The organism is Halomonas sp. DP3Y7-2, assembly GCF_019800795.1.
GTDB lineage: Bacteria > Pseudomonadota > Gammaproteobacteria > Pseudomonadales > Halomonadaceae > Halomonas > Halomonas litopenaei_A.
The window spans coordinates 1-21,131 of sequence record NZ_JAHVKJ010000009.1 but is presented as its reverse complement, the minus strand read 5'-3'; the positions used below and the strand labels follow the sequence as shown (position 1 = coordinate 21,131).

At 62.6% G+C, this 21,131-nt stretch carries 15 protein-coding genes and 1 pseudogene; 10 read left to right on the top strand and 6 right to left on the bottom strand.

From position 1 onward, the window contains the following. Positions 1 to 864, bottom strand: coding sequence for a MurR/RpiR family transcriptional regulator (locus KUV45_RS12320; protein WP_206944288.1), 864 nt, complete (start codon positions 862 to 864; stop codon positions 1 to 3). A 213-nt stretch (positions 865 to 1,077) separates the two neighbouring features. Here KUV45_RS12320 and KUV45_RS12315 point away from each other — a divergent pair, with 213 nt between their 5' ends. Both KUV45_RS12315 and KUV45_RS12310 read left to right on the top strand, forming a co-directional pair. Continuing rightward, positions 1,078 to 2,322 (top strand): amino acid deaminase, encoded by a 1,245-nt coding sequence (locus KUV45_RS12315; RefSeq protein WP_374107032.1) that lies wholly within the window; start codon positions 1,078 to 1,080, stop codon positions 2,320 to 2,322. 324 nt (positions 2,323 to 2,646) lie between these two features. Then, positions 2,647 to 3,696 (top strand): DUF2235 domain-containing protein, encoded by a 1,050-nt coding sequence (locus KUV45_RS12310; RefSeq protein WP_222164361.1) that lies wholly within the window; start codon positions 2,647 to 2,649, stop codon positions 3,694 to 3,696. 103 nt (positions 3,697 to 3,799) lie between these two features. On the opposite strand, the gene KUV45_RS12305 is transcribed toward KUV45_RS12310, so the two are convergent. From KUV45_RS12305 to KUV45_RS12295, 3 genes are all read right to left on the bottom strand, one after another. Further along, positions 3,800 to 5,290 carry a CoA-acylating methylmalonate-semialdehyde dehydrogenase gene (locus KUV45_RS12305; protein WP_222164360.1) on the bottom strand — a complete coding sequence of 497 codons (1,491 nt, stop codon included), beginning with the start codon at positions 5,288 to 5,290 and terminating at the stop codon, positions 3,800 to 3,802. Positions 5,291 to 5,383: 93 nt separating this feature from the next. After that, on the bottom strand, positions 5,384 to 6,667 hold the full coding sequence (locus tag KUV45_RS12300; RefSeq protein ID WP_206944295.1) for a Xaa-Pro peptidase family protein: 1,284 nt from the start codon (positions 6,665 to 6,667) through the stop codon (positions 5,384 to 5,386). Positions 6,668 to 6,807: 140 nt separating this feature from the next. Further along, a complete protein-coding gene (locus KUV45_RS12295; RefSeq protein WP_206944297.1) occupies positions 6,808 to 7,686 on the bottom strand; it encodes a hypothetical protein in 879 nt (292 codons plus the stop codon). Between the two features lie 105 nt (positions 7,687 to 7,791). Between KUV45_RS12295 and KUV45_RS12290 the strand changes: the two genes are divergently transcribed. From KUV45_RS12290 to KUV45_RS12275, 4 genes are all read left to right on the top strand, one after another. Further along, positions 7,792 to 8,676 carry a LysR family transcriptional regulator gene (locus tag KUV45_RS12290; protein WP_222164359.1) on the top strand — a complete coding sequence of 295 codons (885 nt, stop codon included), beginning with the start codon at positions 7,792 to 7,794 and terminating at the stop codon, positions 8,674 to 8,676. 227 nt (positions 8,677 to 8,903) lie between these two features. Further along, positions 8,904 to 9,131 (top strand): hypothetical protein, encoded by a 228-nt coding sequence (locus tag KUV45_RS12285; protein ID WP_222164358.1) that lies wholly within the window; start codon positions 8,904 to 8,906, stop codon positions 9,129 to 9,131. 626 nt (positions 9,132 to 9,757) lie between these two features. Continuing rightward, entirely contained in the window at positions 9,758 to 10,339 is a 582-nt protein-coding gene (locus tag KUV45_RS12280) for a manganese efflux pump MntP family protein (RefSeq protein ID WP_206944302.1), read from the top strand. A gap of 711 nt (positions 10,340 to 11,050) precedes the next feature. Further along, positions 11,051 to 12,436, top strand: a complete 1,386-nt coding sequence (locus KUV45_RS12275) for a hypothetical protein (RefSeq protein WP_222164357.1) — start codon at positions 11,051 to 11,053, stop codon at positions 12,434 to 12,436. Positions 12,437 to 12,442: 6 nt separating this feature from the next. On the opposite strand, the gene KUV45_RS12270 is transcribed toward KUV45_RS12275, so the two are convergent. Both KUV45_RS12270 and KUV45_RS12265 read right to left on the bottom strand, forming a co-directional pair. Continuing rightward, positions 12,443 to 14,122, bottom strand: coding sequence for a GMC family oxidoreductase (locus KUV45_RS12270; protein ID WP_222164356.1), 1,680 nt, complete (start codon positions 14,120 to 14,122; stop codon positions 12,443 to 12,445). A gap of 23 nt (positions 14,123 to 14,145) precedes the next feature. Then, entirely contained in the window at positions 14,146 to 15,654 is a 1,509-nt protein-coding gene (locus KUV45_RS12265) for a CoA-acylating methylmalonate-semialdehyde dehydrogenase (RefSeq protein WP_222164355.1), read from the bottom strand. A gap of 178 nt (positions 15,655 to 15,832) precedes the next feature. On the opposite strand from KUV45_RS12265, the gene KUV45_RS12260 reads away from it, so the two are divergent. The 4 genes and pseudogenes from KUV45_RS12260 to KUV45_RS12245 all read left to right on the top strand — a co-directional run bounded on the left by KUV45_RS12260 (position 15,833) and on the right by KUV45_RS12245 (position 20,799). After that, the gene (locus KUV45_RS12260) at positions 15,833 to 16,741 is read left to right on the top strand and encodes a LysR family transcriptional regulator (protein WP_222164354.1); all 909 of its coding nucleotides are present in this window, start codon (positions 15,833 to 15,835) and stop codon (positions 16,739 to 16,741) included. A 227-nt stretch (positions 16,742 to 16,968) separates the two neighbouring features. After that, the gene (locus tag KUV45_RS12255; protein ID WP_206944323.1) at positions 16,969 to 17,667 is read left to right on the top strand and encodes a glutathione S-transferase C-terminal domain-containing protein; all 699 of its coding nucleotides are present in this window, start codon (positions 16,969 to 16,971) and stop codon (positions 17,665 to 17,667) included. A gap of 349 nt (positions 17,668 to 18,016) precedes the next feature. Then, entirely contained in the window at positions 18,017 to 19,183 is a 1,167-nt protein-coding gene (ampC, locus tag KUV45_RS12250; RefSeq protein WP_222164353.1) for a class C beta-lactamase, read from the top strand. 581 nt (positions 19,184 to 19,764) lie between these two features. Then, positions 19,765 to 20,799: pseudogene (locus KUV45_RS12245) on the top strand (IS3 family transposase). Positions 20,800 to 21,131: the final 332 nt, after the last annotated feature.

Genomic DNA, 21,131 nt, shown 5'->3' with positions numbered 1-21,131 from the left:
TCAGTCTCCCAGTGGCTGACGATTGTCGCCGCCACGATGGTCATCCAGTGCAATCTTCAATCGCCGCAGCTTGGCACGCGCCTGGTCGCGATGACGCATGGCCAGTTCCAGCGCCAGCACGTCGATCGCGGCCATCAGCGCGTAGCGCGACGCCGAAGGGTGAAGAATGAAATCGGTTTCTCGGGTGGCGATAGGCAACACAACATCAGCCGCTGCGGCCAGGGGCGAACCAACAGCGGTTAGGGCGATGACCTGGGCTCCGTATTGACTGGCAATCTGAGCCGACTCGACCATCTCCGGGGTATAACCGGACACCGACAGCACGACCACCACATCGTCAGGATCCAAGGTGGCGGCGACCATGCGCGGGACCAGGCCATGCGGATAGGCACTGACCGGATAGCCGAGGCGCATCAGCCGAAACTGCAGCTCCTGGCACATCACGCTGGAGCCTCCGCCGCAGCCGAAGGCCAGGATCTGACGTGCCTGGTCCAGTCGCTCCACCGCGCCGGCAATGTCCGCCTCGAGCAACAGTTCGCGATTGATCGCCAGCGTCTGGGTGGCAACGTCGTATACCGCAGCAGGGCCCCGAGCCGGGTCGGCGTCCTCGATGAAGCGGCGACCTGCCGCCAGCGCTCGATTCAGGCGCAGCTTGAGATCGCGCACGTTGTCACAGCCCACGGATCGCGCAAAGCGGGTCACGGTGGCATCACTGACACCAGAGCGTCTGGCGATGTCGGTGATGCTGGCCTCGGCCACGAAGTCGATATCCTCGAAGATCAACTCCGCCACCTTGCGCTCCGAGTCGCTCAGCGACCCGACAAGGGCAGTGATTCGGGACAGGATGTCGATCTGCTGACTCATGACAGGCTCCTAGCCGTTACCGCGATGGCAGGTCAATAAGCCCATCGAAAGGGCTCGCTATCGGTGTTGTCATTACGCTATGTTAGTTTCTAACATCAATCCATAGTTTTATGAAAATTTCCTACAAAGGTCGTAGTCAGGTCAATTTTCATCGGTTGCCAATGGCCACGCCCGGCGTAACATGACCTTCGCTCAGCTCTCAGGAGAATCCTCATGTCACTGTCGTCTCACTCACCTGCGCACTCCGCCGCGGCAATGGATACCAAGGGGTCCCACAAGGGCACGCTGGAAACCGGTCGTGGCCTGCTGGCGGATGTCAGCTTGCCCGCTGCGGTCATTCATCAGCGCCCGTTGGCACATAACCTGGACTGGATGCAGCAGTTTGCCCGCCAACACGGGGCTGAGCTTGCGCCCCACGGCAAGACCACGATGACGCCTGAGCTGTTTCGTCGTCAGCTCGATGCCGGCGCCTGGGGCATCACCCTTGCCACACTGCCACAGTGCCGCGCCGCCTTTGCCGAGGGGGTCAATCGGCTGCTGGTGGCCAACCAGATGGTGGGCCAGGCGAACATGGCCATCGCCGCCGACCTGATCCGCGCAGGCGCCGAACTCTTCGTGACCGTCGACAGTGCGGAGAACCTGGATCAATTAGGCACTTTTTTTGGTGACGCTGGCATCACCCTGAATATCTTGATTGAGGTAGGTGTCGAAGGGGGAAGGTGCGGCCTGCGTGACGATGCCGAGGTAGTCGAGCTGGCACGCAGGGCCAAGGCCTTGCCCGGCATCGCTCTGGCCGGTCTGGAAGGCTATGAAGGGGTCGTGCACGGTGACGATCCCATCGCCGGGATTCGACGCTACGCCAAGCGGCTCATCGCCAACGTCAAGCAACTGGCGAGTGAAGGATTGATCGAGCGCGATCTGCCTATCGTCACCGCCTCAGGGTCTGCCTGGTATGACCTGATCGCCGAAGAATTCCGTGACGGTGGGTTGGACGGCAAGTTCACCCCAGTGCTGCGTCCGGGCTGCTATGTCGTCCATGACCACGGTATTTACCGGGAGGCCCAGGCCGGCGTTCTGTCCCGCCGCAAGGACCTTCACCAGGGCCTTGAGCCCGCACTAGAGGTGTTTGCCCAGGTGCAGTCCCTGCCGGAGCCCGGCATGGCTATCGTGGCGATGGGCAAGCGCGATATCGGCTTCGACCTGGCCCCGGAAGCGCTGCGCCGCTACCGGGAAGGCGGTCCTACCGACCAGACGCTGTCGGTAGACGGCTGGAAGGTCATCAAGCAGATGGACCAGCATACCTTTATCGCACTCCCGGCCGACGCTACTGACGTGCGTATCGGTGACGTCCTGGCCTTCGGCGCGTCGCATCCTTGCATGACCTTCGACAAGTGGCGTCAGCTGCATCTCGTCGATGACCAGCTGGAAGTGGTGGAAACCTGGGAAACGCGTTTCTGACCAGCGCGCATCCGGCGACCAAGTAGCGACGGCGGCCACACGGCCGCCGTCGCTTTCTCGCTGGCACCATCTGTTCCTCTCCCTTCATATCCCCCTCGTGCGGTGCAACAACGCCTGACCTCCCCTTCTCCTATGCCCAGCCGATGCTCCTATGCCCAGCCGTTTCTCCTATGCCCAGCCGTTTCTCCTATGCCCAACCGTTCAATCTAGGCCCGTTCGCCCGCCTGCTGGTCCTGGCGCAAGGTCGACGCCGCCACCTGCACGTACACTGACAGCGGTGACCGGGCGTTTTCCGGGCGCCGCCAGCGAGAGCAAGGAAGGTCGATGGCCAAGAACGTGGCGTTGTTTTTCGATGGCACCTGGCAGGTGCCTGACACGGACCTGCAGGATGGGGATACCAATACCAACGTGAGTCGCCTGTACCAGGCGGTGCTCGAGAACCCCATGGCCGAGGGCGGCACGATAACTCGCTACTACCGGGGCGTGGGTAGCGGTCGCCGCTGGTACGAGCGACTGGTGTCGGGAGCCACGGGGCTAGGTCTTTCCGACATTCTGCTCGACGCCTATGTCGAACTCATCGACCTGCTGCGACCGGGCGACCGACTGTTTCTCTTCGGCTTCAGCAGGGGCGCCTACACGGCACGCAGCCTTAGTGGGCTGCTTCACACCACCGGGCTGTTGAGGCCCGCCCACCGTCAGCTGGCGTGCAGGGCGTACAGGCTCTATCGCGATCGCCGACGGGGGCCGCACTCCGCCGAAGCCAAGCGCTTTGCCTCACGCTATACCTGGATGCCAGACATTCACATGATCGGGGTGTGGGACACGGTGGGCAGTCTCGGCATTCCCCTGAGGAGCTTTGCCAACTTCAACCGACGACTGTTCGAGTTTCACGATACCAGGCTGAGCCCTTTGGTCCGTCATGCCTATCAGGCGCTGGCCATCGACGAACATCGCGAGGCCTTCGCGCCAACCCTGTGGTCGCCGCAGACCACGACCGCTACGCTGGAACAAGCCTGGTTTCCAGGCGCCCACTCGAATGTAGGGGGTGGCGTCGAGCAGCGCGCACTCTCTGATATCAGCCTTGACTGGATGATGACGCGTGCCGCACTCCATGGCCTGACACTGGCGCCACACAGCCGACCGCTGTTGGGAGCGCCGCCCCGTGACGATGACATCGTCGACTCCTACGCCCTGTTTCTGTCAAACCTCTACCAATTGGTATCCCCGCTGCGCTACCTGAGGCCTGTCGGCTTTGCTCGCTTCGGTAACGAGTGCCTGCATGCCAGCGTCGCCGAGCGCCAGGCGGTGCTGCCACACTACCGGCCACGCAATGCCTTCCACCCCAGCCTATCGCACTGCTCACGCTCCCCTTGAATCGACGTCAGCCAGCAGGGCATCTCTGAAACGCCAAGCGCCCACCGGATGGGATGGGCGCTTGGCTCACGAGCCCGCGACATGGGGCTCGTTAGGCGAGAGCTCAGTGCGAGGGGAAGTTGAACTGAGCCTGCTCCTTCTGGCGCTGGCTGGGCCAGCGCTGCGAAATCGCCTTGCGTCGCGTGTAGAAGCGCACCGCGTCGGGGCCGTAGGCGTGAAGGTCACCAAACAGCGACTCTTTCCATCCGCCAAAGCTGTGAAAGGCTACCGGTACCGGCAGCGGCACATTGATGCCGACCATGCCCACCTCGATGGCATCGGCGAAGCGCCGCCCTGCCTCACCGTCGCGGGTAAACACACAGGTACCGTTGCCAAACTGATGAGCGTTGATCAGCGCAATGGCCTCATCGAAGCTTGCCACGCGGACAACACACAGCACCGGTCCGAAGATCTCGTCACGATAGACGCTCATCTCCGGCGTTACCCGGTCGAGCAGGCTAGCGCCGAGAAAGTACCCCGGTGAAGCGGCCACCAGCGGATGCTCACGGCCATCCACGATCAGTTCAGCGCCCTCGTCGACACCCTGCTGGATATAGCCTGCCACCTTGTCGCGATGGCCGGCGTTGACCAGCGCGCCCATATCGAGGCCGCGCTCGGTGCCGGCACCGATCTTGAGTTCCCTGGCCTCCTGCGAGAGCCGTTTCACCAGGGCATCGGCGGTGTCATCACCAACACACACCGCTACACTGATCGCCATGCAGCGCTCGCCGGCGCTGCCGTAAGCGGCCCCGATCAAGGTACTGGCCGCGTTGTCCAGGTCGGCATCGGGCAGCACCACGGCGTGGTTCTTGGCACCCCCGAGCGCCTGCACGCGCTTGCCGTTCTCGGCGCCACGCTGGTAGATGGCCTTGGCCACCGGGGTCGATCCGACGAAGGACACCGCCTTCACATCGCGCGCATCGATCAGCGCCTCGACCACCTCCCGGTCGCCGTGGACAACGCTGAACAGACCATCCGGCAGTCCAGCCTCAGCCAGCAGTTCGGCCATCTTCACGGCTGCCGACGGCACCTGCTCGGAGGGTTTGAGGATAAAGGCGTTGCCGCAGGCCAGCGCCATCGGATACATCCACAGCGGCACCATGGCGGGGAAGTTGAACGGCGTGATCCCGGCCACGATGCCCAGGGGCTGATGATTCGACCAGGTGTCGATGGCCGGTCCCGCGTTGTGGGAATATTCCCCCTTCAGCAGCTCCGGCACGCCGCAGGCGTACTCGACGTTCTCGATACCGCGCTTGAGCTCGCCCATGGCGTCTTCCAGCACCTTGCCGTGCTCTTCGCTGACCAGCGCGCAGATCTCGTCGGCGTCGCGCTCCAGCAGCATCTTGAAGCGATACATCACCTGGGCGCGCTTGGCCGGCGGGGTGTCGCGCCAGGCAGGCTGGGCGCGGCGGGCCGCCTCGATGGCACACTCGACGGTAGCAGCGTCGCCCAGGGCGACACGCCCGACCGGCTCGGCGGTGGCCGGGTTGATGACATCCAGATGGCGCTGGGACGGCTGTGACTCACCGCCGATCCAATGATTCACGTCTTTCATCAAAACTCTCGATATGACTTTCTTACAAGGCGTCAGCGCCGGGCGGCCATCTCACATGCAGCCCGGCGCAGCATGGTACGCAGATGCTGCGGCTCAGAACTGGCGGTCGAGCAGGGCCTCGTCGAAGGGATAGCGGGACAGCTTTTCGACGCCGGTGTCGGTGATCAGCACCTCTTCTTCCAGCTTGACCCCGTCGGCGGCGCCCACCTCGCCGATGTAGCTCTCCACGGACACCACCATGCCTGGCTCAAGCACGCCATCCTTGGAGAAGCGATCAAAGTCCATATGGTGGGCGACCAGTGGCGTTTCACCGTGCATGCCGACGCCGTGAATGATGGAGGGGTAGCGACGGTCCAAGAAACGCTCGGGGATCTTCCAGGCCTGCTCGGCGATCTCGCGATAGCTTATACCTGGCTTCAGGATGCCCATATTGTGGTGCACCTGGTCGTAGGCCATCCGATACAGCTCCTTCTGGTAGGCGCTGGGGCGATTCGGGCCGACGTGGAAGGTACGCGAAAAGTCCGAATAGTAGCCGTGACAACCGATGGTATCGGTGTCCAGCGCCACCAGCTCGCCCGGACGGATGACCCGGTCACTGGCCTCATTGAACCAGGGGTTGGTACGCGGGCCGGACGACAGCAGACGGGTCTCGATGAATTCGCCGCCCTGCCGGATGACGTTGCCGTACATGACCGCGAACAGTTCGTTCTCGGTGATGCCGGGCTTGATCGCGGCTTCAACCTCAGCGACTGCCGCCTCGCTGCCGGCCATGGACTGGGCCAGACAGGCGATCTCTTCCGGGGTCTTGATGCGCCGACAGTGCAGGGTGTCCTGCATGCAGTCGAAGACCTCAAGGCCCTGGGCCTCGAGCGAACGGGCCAGGTTGAGCGCACAGCGATCCAGCCCGATCTTGCGGTTGCCGCGCCCGTGCTCTTCGATCAGCTCGGCGATCTCCACACCGAAGGGGTCCGAAGAGAGGTTGTCGCGCTGATTGACGGCGGACCACACCACCTTGGACGTGCGCGATTCATCGATGGTCTCGAGCCAGGTAGAGACGTGGGCGCTGCCCGGGTATTCGAACAGGATCACCGGCCCTTCCAGGGGCACATAGATGTAGCGGGTCGAGTTGCGCAGGAAGTAGCCGAACATGTTGCGCGACCCGGTGGCATAGCGCTGGTTGTTGGGGTCGAACAGTACCATGGCGGCGTAGCCTTGCTCCGCCATCGTCGCGCGCAGCCGCGCAAGGCGCCCGGCGCGCAGCTGTTTCGGGTCAAACGCCGTGGGGATGCTATCGCCGTTGGCCATCGGCGCTGATGGCACCACGGGAATGTGATCCGGTTCATTGTCGGTAAGGTTGTCGAAGTCGACGATGCTCATGTCAGGGTCCTGTTCAAACGGGCAGAAAATCACGCTGGGTGCGGCCTGTCCGGAGCTCTATGGACGGGCTCTCTGGGACGGGGCTCTCTGGGACAGGGCCCTGAGACGCTCAGCTAGAACCCGGCCGCCGCACTCCACGCTTAATCCGCCAGGGAATCGGTACGATTCATGCCTTCCTTCAGGAGGGTCTCGTGAATCGGCGCCATACGGCCGAAAATACGTTGGGCGCGCTCTGGGCGGCCGATGAAACCCGGCTCCTTGGCGTAGGCGAAGATCACGGTGTGGCGCTCTTTCTGGCCTTCCACCGGCGTCACGCGATGCAGAGAGTAGCGGCCAAAGAAGACCTGCAGGTCACCCGGCTGCAGATCCAGCGCCTTGAGACGCGAGCGATCGCCATCCAGCACCTTTTCGACCTCTTCGAAGCTCTCGCCTTCAGGACTACGAATGCCGGGGGCGTACTCGAAGCGCCCACCGCCGTGGGACTGGCGAGTCATCATGGTGACGATGAATTCGTTGGTGTCGTAATGCCACGGATGCTGGCAGCCCTCTCTCAGCACATTGACCACCAGGTCCGCCAGCGGGTCGGCATACTGATGAATCTCCTCCATGCCCACCACGGTGGCGATAAAGCGCTGGAAGTCCGGATGCTGGTAGACCTGACGAATGATCGTGTCTTCACCGATGCGGTCACCGGCGACAAAGCCGTTGGTGCGATCGTCGAAGCGATTAAGCGGATGCGACGCGGGCCGCTCGGGATCCCCGGCGTTGTTGTAGGGATTCGTTTCGGTCTGATTGTAGTGAGCATCCGGTGAGAGCCTTTCGGTCTCGCGCTCCAGCCGCGCCAGCGCATCGGCCGGCACGAAGTTCTTGAGCACCACGCAGCCGTCGTCGGCCAGCTGAGCGTGACAGCGCTGGATCAGCGCCCGGCCGGACTCGCCGTCCAGGTCATGAATCGGGTAGTGCTCAAGGTCGATCAGACCGTCCAACGAGGACGTGGTGGGCGCATCGGTGGCCTGCATGAGAAGCTCCTGCCTGTCTGGTGTGTTGCTGGACAGGATAGGGAGCGGCTCTCCATAATAGAAATGAATGGTTGAGATACTACTTATTTCAAAGGCTCATTAATCATGGACACAGACCTGCTCCGCGCCTTCGTCACCGTGGCCGAGTGCCAAGGCTTCAGCGCCGCAGGACGGGTGCTGCATCGCACCCAATCCGCCGTCAGCCTGCAGATCAAACGGCTCGAAGATCAGATGCACACCCCCCTGTTCGAGCGCACCAGTCGCAGCGTACTGCTGACGGCGGACGGGGAGCGCCTGCTGCCCTATGCCCGACACATGCTGACCCTGGAAGATGAGGCCAAAGCCGCGCTGGGAGATCATCAACAGGGTGAAAAGATTCGCTTTGGCACCTCGGAAGAACAGGCCAGCGCCTACCTGCCGGAGCTGCTGCCACGCTTTGCCGAGGCTTATCCCAGCACACGTATCGAGGTTATCTGCGGCATCAGTGCTGGCCTGGTGGATAGCTTCCAGCAGGGGCTATTGGACGTGGTGCTCTCGATTCGCCATGGCCCTACCCAGTCCGGCCAGCTGCTTGGGTGGGAGCCGATGGTGTGGGTTGCCGCCCAAGGAGCAGACCCTACCCGCGGCCGGCGCCTGCCGCTCGCCCTCAACCCTGAAGGGTGCATCTTCAGAGCCCATGCCCTGGCGGCCCTGGGCAAGCAGGAACGCGCCTGGGAGTTGCGCTACTCGAGCCAATCACCGACTGGCATCAACCTGCCCGTTCAAGCAGGCCTGGCCGTGACCGTCAAGACGCCCCGCAGCGTTCCCGAGGGCTGCCGGATTCTGGATGACGCCCACGGTCTGCCGGCTCTCGGCCAGGTTGAAATTGAGATGCATCGCCGTCCGGGTCACGCCAGCGACGCCTTCAGTACCTTTTGCCAGCAGCTGGAGGAAATCGTGACGCATAACGATGCCGTCGCCGTGCCCGAGTTCCACGATCCGGCGCCATAGACCGCCAGCGACAAACAAGGCGTCACGGCGGCCACCATGTGCCGCCTGCGGCCTGCCATCCATCCGACCACGAGGGGGTTGCCAGCGCCGTTACCTCGCTTCTTCAGGCAAGCTACCTCCTGATCACTATGTCGAAGCGACATGGACCATGTCACAGTGCGCTCAGTAGGTGTGCTCGCCTTCGCGCGCACCTTTCACTTGACCTGAAAAACGGTCGGGAGATAACGGTGACTGCAAGTCGCAACGATACCGCCAGCGGCGGCCAACCCTCCACAAAGGCCTTTCCAGCGCAGAGTGACCGGGGTGAAATGGCTGAGGAGCTTGCCCGGCTGAAGGATCGCCATAGAAAGCTGAGAGACAGTGTCACCAGCATACGTCACTACGCCGGCGACCATCTGCCCGCAAAGCCTGGGCTGGTCATCGTCAAGATGTTGGAAGATGCGTTAAAGGTCTAGCAGGCAGACAAGCGCTGCCCAGATGCATGTCACTCGTGCAAGCAATACTGCCACCCGTATAGAAAACATCTTTGCGCATACTACTGCATCACCTTCTGCACATGAGCATCGCTACCACCCTCTTCGGCCGGTTTCTCCTGCCGGCCCTTGCGTTCCTTTCTTCGCCGCATTCTGCTATTGCCGATCACCTGACCATAGGACTATTCCGCCCCTGCCCTGCCTTTCCTATAACGTATAGCAGAAGCTATAGGTCTTTGTTTTAGCTTAATCTTGCAGCCTTGGTAAAGAGTTGCATCCTGTCAACAAGACGCTAATATCCCATGCAATGTCGCTATGGCAGTGATAGCCGAAAGGCGCGTGTCTGAGTCATTTTTTTCGATGACATTGTTGGACGGGCTTGTGCCATCGGGCTTTCTTAAAGGGCGCGTCTCAAGTGGCTTTTGTCAGCGAGCATGACTCACAACGCGTCATCGCAGACATCAGCAGAGGCCATAGGCACTAAAAGCGCTACGATGCTGGAGTTTCAACAACGGTCATGACCGCCATCACACCGCTGCCATTCTGCCCATAAAAAGCACGATAACGTTGCCATCATTTACCACAGTCACTGCTATTAAAGAGCCACCATGAATCCGACCTCCACCCTGCTGCTGGCTTTCTCCCTGTCGTCAGATGCCTTCGCCGCGTCTGTCAGCAAAGGGGCCTGCGTGCGACGGCTGCGTTTTATCGTGGCCCTGCAGACAGGGTTAATGTTCGGCCTGGTGGAGGCCACCACCCCGATTATCGGCTGGATGCTCGGTTCCAGCGCTCATGAGACCATTCGTGACTGGGATCATTGGATCATCTTCTTCCTGCTGCTGGCCCTCGGTGGAAAGATGATCCAGAGCGGCTTGATGCCCAGGGCAAAGGACTGTGCCAGCTGCGACTGCGGCGCCACCACTGACCGTACCCGCTGGTGGCTGATCATCGCGACCGCCGTCACCACCAGCCTCGACGCCATGGCCGTCGGTGTCGGCCTGGCCTTTATGGAAGCCAATATCTGGATCACCGCATTGACGATAGGCGCGGCCACAACGCTGATGGCGACCTTGGGCATGCTGTTAGGTCGCAAGCTCGGCAAGGCCGTTGGCCCACGAGCAGAAATTATCGGCGGTCTGGTACTGATCGGCATCGGTGCAACGACCCTGCACCACCACTTACTGGGATAACGTCCCGCTTGGCTGAAACAGCGGCAAGGGACACCCTGCATAAATGCCTGCTTCGCCAATTCGCTGTTTTTAGCTGAGGCTGCACCGGCCATCCGTCAAAGCGAATGTCATAGCACTGGTCACAACAGAGCGCCGGGTGCCTGGAAGGGTTTTGGCCGTGGCCTAACTGCCTTTTTTCGCTGGCTCAGTGATCCTGCAGTACCTATCTAGTCTCCCTCTAGTCTCTCGCTAATCACTCACTCGCCCCGAGCTCGCCCCGAGCTCGCCCCTCACTAGCCCCGCGCTCGCCCCGCCCTCTTCCACAAAGAAGCCAAATCAGCACAGGTTGCGCACGCCAAGGCGCGGTTTCTCGATACTCTGCTGTGAGATACCGCTAGGTCTGAGTCTGTGCTATTTCACCCAATACGACAGATCAAGGCCTTGCTGATACCCCAACGGTGGATCCGCAAGGCTATCCCACGACTTTCTCCCCTTCCGGTTATTCTGTCGGCAGGCCTGCTGGCAGGCTGCGCCGGCTCGTCGCCTGACCGACAGCCGCAACAGGCTTCCTATCCTTCGGTGCCCCCTGCACGGGCCAGCGCGTCAGCGTCCGAGCAGGTTGTATCCGCATCGCTGTCACCCTCGGCCCTGGCATCACCATCCTTAGCATCGCCTGCCCTGTCGTCATCGGCTCACGCCTCTTCGACGCTGGTCAGCCAGTCCGTCGCTCGCATGGCCAGCGCCAGCCTGGTCTCCCAGGGAGTCAATGTCGCCCACACCGTTGGTGTCGATCGCCTCAGCGTGGGGGCGCAGCAGGCTGTGCATAGCTCGGCTGACTATCTGGAAAGCTCACTTGATGTTATCGACAGCGCGGTGGATACCCTGGCATCACTTCCCCTGCTGCACCGCTTTGATGACCGGATCACCCGCGTACTGTCACTGGATCGCTACGGCCAACGTATCGGGCATGCCTTGGGATTCGGGGAACAGGACCTCTATCTCGCCGAACAGCAGGGCCATCTGGAGCGCTCACTCACCGCCCAGGTGGCAGACGTGCTACAGGCCGGACTGGAGCCTTTCCTGATCACTACCGACTCGCTGTTGCTGCCTGGACTGGCAGCAGACCTGCTCGTGGCAGGTGGAGACGCCCTAAAGGAGGGAAGTGGCAGCGTGCTGAGCCGCACCGGCGAATGGGTCAGCCTGGCAGGTATCGTCCTGGGAGGACAGCACAATGATAACGGTCTCGCCGGCGTCGCAGCCCGCAGCGTGTCGCGTCATAGCGGTATTCCCAGGCTGGATGAGCAAGCCGTCATCGGCCTGGTGGACAGCGTCGGCAGTGACGACAAAAGTACGCTTGCGGCTACCGCGCTGCTGGGACGCACTACCCTGAGCAATACCCTGGCGGTCGAGCTGACGGGCGTGAACCGTGATATTGGGGGCCAGCTGTCGCGGCCCAGTCAGCGACTACAGGATAGCGTCACGGACACGCTTGCCCCCGCACAGCAGCTGGGTGAGCTGGCGACCAGCCTGACCGCGATCATCGACGAGACGCAGGCCACGCTTCACGGTATCCAAGGTCTCGTCGACGAGAGCCGTGACGTGTCGAGACGCCTGGACGGCCTACCCCTGTCCAGCTCACTCAGCGACGGCGTCACGCTGTTAGGTCAGCTCGACGGCCGGCTAAGCTCCACCGGCCAGACGGTTCTGCCAACCGTCAGCACCGTCGCCGAAGGCCTGGCCTGGGCCGATGCCAGCACCCGGCAACTGACTCAACGCGCGGGCGATAGCCTGGCGCCGATCACCGACGCCAACATGGCAAGCGTTGAACATCTAACGAACACCGTGATTCAGGCGCCCATGGCGGCTCGACCGGTCGATGAACTCAGTGATGCCGTGCTGTCACTGGGTGACGGCATGGGCCTTGCCCCCATCGCCGCTGGGCTCGACTGGGTCATGGTGGTGCCGATCAACCGCAACATTCCAGCGAATTCGTTGAGTGGTGTCAGCGTCAGTACCGGTGGTCATGGCAACAACCGTCACGGCGTCGACCCTATCCCCCCTCCCCAACACCTCGATGGAAGTGCGCTGGCAGGTTCAAGGGCCGACCAGATGCCGTAACACCCCCTACGGCCTGCTCGCAGCCCCCTCGAGCATCCAGCCTGCCGCTCGCTCGGCGATCATCAAGGTCGGTGAGTTGGTATTGCCGCTGGTGATGGTCGGCATGACGCCGGCGTCCGCCACCCGCAGCCCCTGGATACCCCTCACCCGCAAGCGCGAGTCGACCACCGCCATGGGATCGTCGGCCTGGCCCATCCGGGTGGTACCGACCGGGTGAAAGATGGTGGTGCCGATGTCTCCGGCGAGCCGCCACAACTCCTCATCGGTCTGGTACTGGATGCCGGGCTTGACCTCTTCCGGTTCGTACTTGGCGAAGGCTTGCTGCTCGGCGATCCTGCGGGTCACGCGCAGCGAGTCCGCCGCCACCCGCCGGTCCTCATCGGTGCTCAGGTAGTTGGGGGCGATGGACGGCGCCTGGGCCGGGTCGGCGCTCTGGATCCTGACGCTGCCGCGACTGGTCGGATTCAGGTTGCAGACGCTGGCCGTCACCGCCGGATAGGGATGCAACGGCTGACCGAAGGCTTCCAGACTCAGGGGCTGGACGTGGTACTGGATGTTGGGGTGCTCATGCTCGTCGCTGCTGCGGGTGAAGATGCCGAGCTGCGACGGTGCCATGCTCATCGGGCCGGTGCGCTTGAGCAGGTACTCCACCCCGATACCGGCCTTGCCCCACAGGGTGCTGGCCATGGTGTTGAGGGTCTTGGCGCCCTTGACCCGATACACCGAGCGAATCTGCAGGTGGTCCTGCAGGTTCTCGCCGACCCCCGGCAGTTCGTGGACGACGTCGATGCCGTGCTGCTTGAGCAGCTCACCAGGCCCGATGCCGGAGAGCTGCAGGATCTGGGGGGAGCCGATGGCGCCGGCGGACAGCACCACCTCACGGCGCGCCCTGGCCACCTGGGTGGTGCCCTCACGCTTGACCTCGACTCCTTCACAGCGCTTCTCGCCGTCAGCCTCGCCGCCCGCGACGATCAGCCGGTTGACCTGGGTGGAGTGCCACAGGGTCAGGTTCGGCCGCTTGAGCGCCGGACGCAGAAACGCCTTGGCGGTGTTCCAGCGCCAGCCGGAGCGCTGATTGACCTCGAAGTAATCGACGCCTTCGTTGCTGCCACGGTTGAAGTCCTGGGTACGTGGAATCCCCGCCTGGACCGCCGCCTCGGCGAAGTCATCCAGCACCTGCCAGTTCAACCGCTGCTTTTCGATGCGCCACTCGCCACCGTGACCGTGAAAGTCCCGGTGGGCGGCGTCGGCGTCACCGCCCTCGTCCAGGCGATAATGATCCTCGTGCTGGATGAAAGCCGGCAGGCAGTGCTCCCAACGCCACTGCTCGTCGCCGGTGACGTCGGCCCAGTGGTTGTAGTCCCGGGCCTGGCCGCGCATGTAGATCATGCCGTTGATGCTCGAGCAGCCACCGAGCGTCTTGCCGCGCGGGTACAACAGCGAGCGCCCGTTGAGGCCCGCGTCTGGATCGGTGCGAAAGCGCCAGTCTGTGCGCGGGTTGTCGATGCAGTACAGGTAGCCCACCGGTACGTGGATCCAGTGGTAGTTGTCGCGACCACCGGCCTCGATCAGCAGCACCCGGTTGTTCGGGTCGGCGCTCAAGCGATTGGCCAGCAGACACCCAGCGGTGCCTGCTCCGACCACGATGTAGTCAAACTCGCTGTCGTATTGTTGTGCGGTTGTCATCACGAATCCCTCGGTTCAGGGCATTATTTGGCGGTCGGCATCACGAACTCCGCGCCCGCCTCGATGGAGTCGGACCAGCGCTGCATGATCGACTTCTGCTTGGTGTAGAAGCGCACGCCCTCTTCGCCGTAGGCGTGCATGTCGCCAAACAGCGAACGCTTCCAGCCACCGAAGCCATGCCATGCCATGGGCACCGGAATCGGCACATTGATGCCGACCATGCCCACCTGGATACGACGGCCGAACTCGCGGGCCACCTTGCCGCTCTCGGTGAAGCAGCTAACGCCGTTGCCGAACTCATGGTCGTTGATCAGCTCGATGGCGGTGGCCACGTCCGGCACGCGCACGCAGGCCAGCACCGGGCCGAAGATCTCCTCGCGGTAGATCGTCATCTCTGGCGTCACGTGATCGAACAGGGTGCCGCCCATCCAGAAGCCCTCGCTGCAGCCTTCACCGGTATGGCTGGCGTCGAAGTCGCGGCCATCAACTACCAGCGCGGCACCCTCCTCGACGCCCTTGTCGATATAGCCGGTAATCCGCTGGTGGGCCTGGGCGGTGACGATGGGTCCCATCTCGGCGTCCAGCTGCATGCCGTCCTTGACCTTGAGGTTGCGTGCCCGCTCGGCGACCCGCGCCACCACATCGTCGGCCACATCACCGACCAGCACCGCCACACTGATGGCCATGCAACGCTCGCCGGCGGAGCCATAGGCCGCACCGATCAGGGCGTCCACCGCCTTGTCGAGATCAGCGTCGGGCATCACCACCATGTGGTTCTTGGCGCCACCAAGGGCCTGCACACGCTTGCCGAGGGCAGCACCGCGCTGGTAGATCAGGTTGGCGATGGGGGTGGAACCGACGAAGGACAGCGCCTTGACGTCAGGATGATCGATCAGCGCGTCCACCGTTTCCTTCCCGCCCTGGACCACGTTGAACACGCCGTCGGGCAGCCCGGCCTGCTTGAGCAGGTCCGCCATCATCAGCGAGGCACTGGGATCGGTGGGGCTGGGCTTGAGGATAAAGCTGTTGCCGGCGGCGATGGCGACCGGGAACATCCACATCGGCACCATGGCCGGGAAATTGAACGGCGTAATGCCGGCGACCACGCCTAGCGGCTGACGCAGGGTCCAGTTGTCGATGCCGGTGCTGACCTGGTCGGTGAAGTCGCCCTTGAGCAGCTGCGGGATACCACAGGCGAACTCGACGATGTCGATACCCCGTGCCACCTCGCCCTGGGCATCGGTGAAGACCTTGCCGTGCTCACGGGTGATCGCCTCGGCCAGGGCATCCTTGTTGGCGTTGAGCAATTCGAGGAAGCGGAACATCACCCGGGCGCGACGGATGGGCGGGGTGTCGGCCCAGCTCGGGAAGGCCGCCTTGGCCACCTCCACCGCCTTGTCGATCTCGTTGGCGGAAGCCAACGCCACGCGCCCGCTGACCTGGCCGGTCGCCGGGTTGTAGACGTCCTGATGGCCCAGGGATGCACCTTCGTCTCTCTGGCCGCCGATAAAGTGAGGAATCGTCGAGGTCATGGGGTACTCCTTTATAAGCATTGTTTAAGTAAATCGAGCCTGGGCGTCTGCAAAAAGGTGTCCAGCCTGCTCGTCTTATCGCTGTACAGCCTATCGCTGATGGGGATCGGAGCAATTGAGTTATTTGGAACCCAGATATAAAGTTTTCAAATATCACGCTCGATCAAAGGAAGGCGCCATGCAGGACTACCCCACACTGCGAGCATTCGTCACGGTAGCGCGCCTCGGCAGCGTCTCTCGGGCCGCCGAGGCACTGCACCTCACCCAGCCGGCGATTAGCCTAAAGTTGAAGCAGCTGCAGGCAACGCTGGGTCTGACGCTGTTCCACCGCCGCCCCCAGGGACTGGAGCTGACCGCGGACGGTCAGGCACTGCTGCCCACCGCCGAGAAGGCGCTGGAGAGCGCCCGGGTGTTCGATCAGATGGCCCGCTCACTGCACACGACAGTGCGCGGTCTGCTGAGAATCGGCACCATCATCGATCCTGAGTTCATCCGCCTGGGCAGCTTCCTCAAGGTACTGGTCGAGCGCGCGCCGCAACTCGAAACTGAGCTGCGTCATGGCATGAGTGGTGTCGCCCTGTCGCGGGTCGAGCGAGGGGAGCTGGACGCGGCCTTCTACCTGGCGCCACCAGGTGTCGGTGCCAGCAGCACCTCACCGGCGCTGGCACACGTTGAACTGACGCACTTTCGTTATCATGTGGTGGCCCCATCTGGCTGGGAGTCACGGGTTGCGGACACGGCATGGCCCGTCCTGGCCAGCCTGCCCTGGATCGTCACACCGGCAGATTCAGTGCACCATCGCCTGCTCAAGCGCGCCATGCAGCAAAGCGGCGTGACGCCCAGGCGGGTCGCCCAGGTCGACCAGGAAGCCTGCATGCTCGATCTGGTACGCGCCGGAGTGGGTCTTAGCCTGGCCCGTGATTCGCTAGCCCTGGCCGAGCGCCAACGCAGCGGCCTGACCATCGTCGAGGGAGTGGCGCTGGACTGTGCGCTCTGTTTCATCTGGCGGCGAGAGCGTACCGCTGACGCTCCACTGCAAGCGGCGCTGGAAACCCTTGAACAGGTCTGGCCCAGTCGGCCCCACTAACCACCGCCGGCTAAGCACCTACACAGAGATCAGTGACGAGGCTAGCTTAAGGCGCCCAGGCCCGCGCCTAGCTTAAAGGCGCCCAGGGACGCGCCTTGTCAGCCACGCCGAACCACGCGCCCTTGCAAGGGGATGTGGCGTGCTTCTTTGGGCGCAGACCCGGCGCCTAACCGGCGGCCAGCGGTGATACCATCAAGCACTCTTCCGCCTGGACGAAGGAACGCCCCATGACTGACCTGTCTCGCTTTCCGATTACCCAGAAATGGCCCCCCAGTCACCCGGATCGCCTCCAGCTCTACTCCCTGCCGACGCCCAATGGCGTCAAGATATCGATCATGCTGGAAGAAATCGGGCTGGCCTACGAGGCTCACCGAATCAACTTCGACAGCAAGGACCAGCACTCTCCGGAGTTTCTCTCTCTCAGTCCCAATAACAAGATTCCGGCGATCCTCGACCCGGACGGGCCGGAGGGCAAGCCACTCACGCTGTTCGAGTCAGGAACCATTCTGCTCTATCTCGCCGACAAGAGCGGGCAACTGCTGCCACAGTCCCCCCAGGCGTACTATCAGGCCCTTCAATGGCTGATGTTTCAGGTTGGCGGCGTCGGTCCCATGTTTGGCCAGGTCGGTTTCTTCCATTTCTTCGGCGGTAAGGAGTTCGAGGACAAGCGACCCTTGCAGCGCTACCTCGACGAGGCCCGACGGCTGCTCGGTGTGCTCGACAAGCAGCTGGAAGACCGCCAATGGGTGCTGGGGGATGACTACTCGATAGCGGATATCGCGATCTTCCCATGGGTGCGCAACCTGGTTGAGCGTTACGGTGCCGGCGAGCTGGTCGGCTACGACGACTTCCTCCAGGTCAAGCGGGGACTCAGCGCCTTCCTCGAGCGTCCAGCAGTGCAACGCGGCCTGACGGTCCCTAGCTAAAGCCCTCCCGCCGGCAACATAGTTCTCCAACTACGACTCGGCGGGCTCAAACTACAAGCGGTCTTTTATACCGTCAGGGCCATAGCGCGAAGGGAAGAAAGGAGGAAAAGCGAGGGTGGCAAAGAGAGAGGACAAAGAGAAGGGGTAAAGAGGGACCAAGAACCAAGCCCTAAAGTGAGATATGGAAACGTAAAAGACAATGAGGGTTGGTGATAGCGGGTGAGAGATGACGTGTACAGCACAATAAGCCGATAATCCCGTGGAGCGGCTCCGACCGGGCCGCCAGCTGTACACCATCGCCCCCTTCTCACGACCCCGGCAGCTAATGCCGGCTCATCTGGAGCTTGTCATGACGTTGCGTCACCTACCCCCCCTGTGCGCTCTACTGCTGTCGTCCTTCGCTTACGCAAGTCCGCCAGCTTGCCAGAACGCTCAGCTCGACAAGACAGCGCAGGCGTTGATGGACCGGCATGGGATTCCCGGCATGTCGGTAGCGGTGATCGATGCGGGCGAGGTGTGCCTCAGCCACTACGGCGTCGCGACGCAGGAATCCGGCTCCGACACCACCGCCGAGCTTACCAACGACACGCTGTTCGAGGTTGGCTCACTCAGCAAGACCTTTACCGCGGCGCTGGGTGCCTGGGTGCACGAGAACGGCGGCTTCGCGCTGGATGACACCGCCGCCAGCATCGAGCCCCGTTTCAGCGGCCGACCGGTCGGCGACGTCAGCATGGCAGAGCTTGCCACCTACACCGCCGGTGGCTTCCCGCTGCAGTTTCCCTCGGGCGTCGACGACGACACCATTCACGACTACTTCGTGAACTGGCAGCCGGACTTCGCCGCCGGCACCCAGCGACTTTATTCGAACCCCAGTATCGGCCTGTTCGGCCTGCTCGCAGCCCAGAGCTACGGAGCAAGCTTCGCTGAGCTGATGCAGGACAGCGTACTGCCCACACTTGGCCTCAATGCCACCTGGCTTACGGTGCCCGACGACCAGGCCCACCACTACGCCCAAGGCTACAACGGTGATGAGCCGGTACGCGTCAACCCAGGCCCGCTGGATGCCGAGGCCTACGGCATCAAGACCACAGCGCTGGACATGGCCCGCTTCATCCAGGCCAACATCGATGCCTATCACGGCAACCAGAACACCCCGGACGACCAGCGCATGGCAAAAGCCCTGCTGACCACCCATCACGGCTACGCCGCCGTCGGTGACATGCAGCAGGGCCTGGGCTGGGAAAGCTATGCCCTGCCAACGACACTGGAGACCCTGATGGCAGGCACCACCGCCGAGATGGCCCTCGAGCCCCAGGCCGTTACCATGCTGGCAACCTCTGGCGAGCCTCAGCCCCAGCGCTGGTATCACAAGACCGGCTCCACCGGCGGCTTTGGCGCCTACGCCGCCTTTATCCCCTCCCGGGAACGGGGCATCGTTATCCTCGCCAACAAACGCTACCCCAACGGCGAACGGGTGGAAGCCGCCTGGCAGATCCTGAACACCCTGGACCAATAACCGAAAGACCAAAGGGCACACCATGCCCGATAAGTGCAAATAGGCGGAGGACCATCGCCCGTGATGGTCCTCCGCCAACTGCCTAAGCTAGCGGTAAATGTGTAAGCGCTCCATAAACCCCATCTACCGGGCCTGACCACTCCCCATCACACTGGTGCTCTTCACCTGTCGGAGAACACCACGATGGAACTGACGACCACACAAGCTTACTGGTTAGGCCATCTGTTTCATGCCTCGTCTCGGCAGATGGCACTTGGCGAGTACGCCGGCGAGCAACAACTTGCCCTGGAGGAGTTGCTGGCATGGGGAGTTGCTGGCATGGGAGCGGCGCCTGGCTGTCCAGCGGATTCCAACGCTGCCTCATTATCGGCCTGCCTGAAGTGCCCCCTCCCGAGCTGCACAGGCTATAGTGCAGCCATCAGGAGGACAGAACGACTGACGACAACCCCATCAAGCGATGGACCGCGAAGCGCAAGGCCTCCGTGGTCATGGACATCTTCAAGGGCAAGACCACAGCAGCTGTGATCTTGCCCAGCAGCAGTGGACACCCCGTTAAGGCAGTACACTGAACGAGGTGACCCATGGCAAGGCAAGCAGCGTCGATGAAGAAGACCCGTACCCGTTACTCCCAGGCCTACAAGGACGAGGCCCTGGCTCTCGCCGACCGTGTCGGCATCAGTGCCGCCGCCCGAGAGCTTGGCCTTCAGCCCAGCCAGCTCTATCAGTGGCGCGCCAAGGCCCAGCAGCAGCAAAGTGCCTCAGCGCGCGAACAAGTCCTGGCCGACGAGAATGCCCGGCTCAAGCGTCAGCTGGCCGAGAAGTCGGAAGAGCTTGAAATCGCAAAAAAAGCCGCGGTGTACTTTGCCAAGAGCCTGAAGTGAAGTACGCCTTCATCCATCAGCATCGTCAGGCATTCAGCATCCAGCGCATGTGTGCAGTTCACGGTGTCGCTCGCAGTGGCTACTACGCCTGGCGACAGCGTGGCGGTAAACCGTCTCCACGGCGCTGCCAGCCTTAAGCGGCAGGGCCTACGCGCCAAGGCGGCACGCAAGTACAAGGCCACCACGAACTCGCGTCACACGCTGCCGGTGGCCCCCAACCTGCTGAAACAGGACTTCACCGCTGAAGCGCCGAACCGAAAGTGGGTTGGTGACATCACGAATCTGGCGACCGGTGAAGGCTGGCTCTACCTGGCGGTGCTGATCGACCTGTACTCACGCAAGGTGATCGGCTGGGCGATGAGCGAGCGGATGACCGCTGACCTGGTCGGCGACGCCCTGCAGATGGCCCTGTGGAACCGGAAGATGCCGAAGGGGGTGATCGTCCATTCAGACCACGGGGGCCAGTATTGCTCGACGCTGTACCAGTCGCTGCTGACCAAGCACGGCCTCACGTGCAGCATGAGCGCTAAGGGCAACTGCTACGACAATGCCTGCGCCGAGAGCTTCTTCCACAGCCTCAAGGTCGAGGCTATCCATGGCGAGCGATTCGAGACTCGGGAAGCCATGCGGCGGCAGGTGTTCGAGTACATCGAGTTGGACTACAACCGGCAGCGCCGGCACAGTGCAATCGGGATGATCAGCCCAGAGGCCTTCGAGGCCCGAATGATCGCTTAGATCGATGTCCACGATTACTGGGTAAGATCAACGTGGTGTCGCTCGTCAAACTCTGTCAGTGGTTGGGGATTCCCCGGCGGACGTTGTATTACCGTCCGAGGCCGCGGCAACGCACGATCAATACTGAGTTAACCAAGAGAGTGAAGCTTGCCCTGGAGCAGTTCCCCACCTACGGCTATCGCCGTCTGGCGTGCGTCCTGGGGGAGAACCGCGAGCCGATCCAACGCATCTTGCAGCTCAAAGGCTGGCAGGTGCGCAAGCGGCCCCAAGGCTTCCGGCCGCGTGCCCGGAGCCTGCCGTCCGTCGCCTCTCGGCCTAATGAGCGTTGGGCC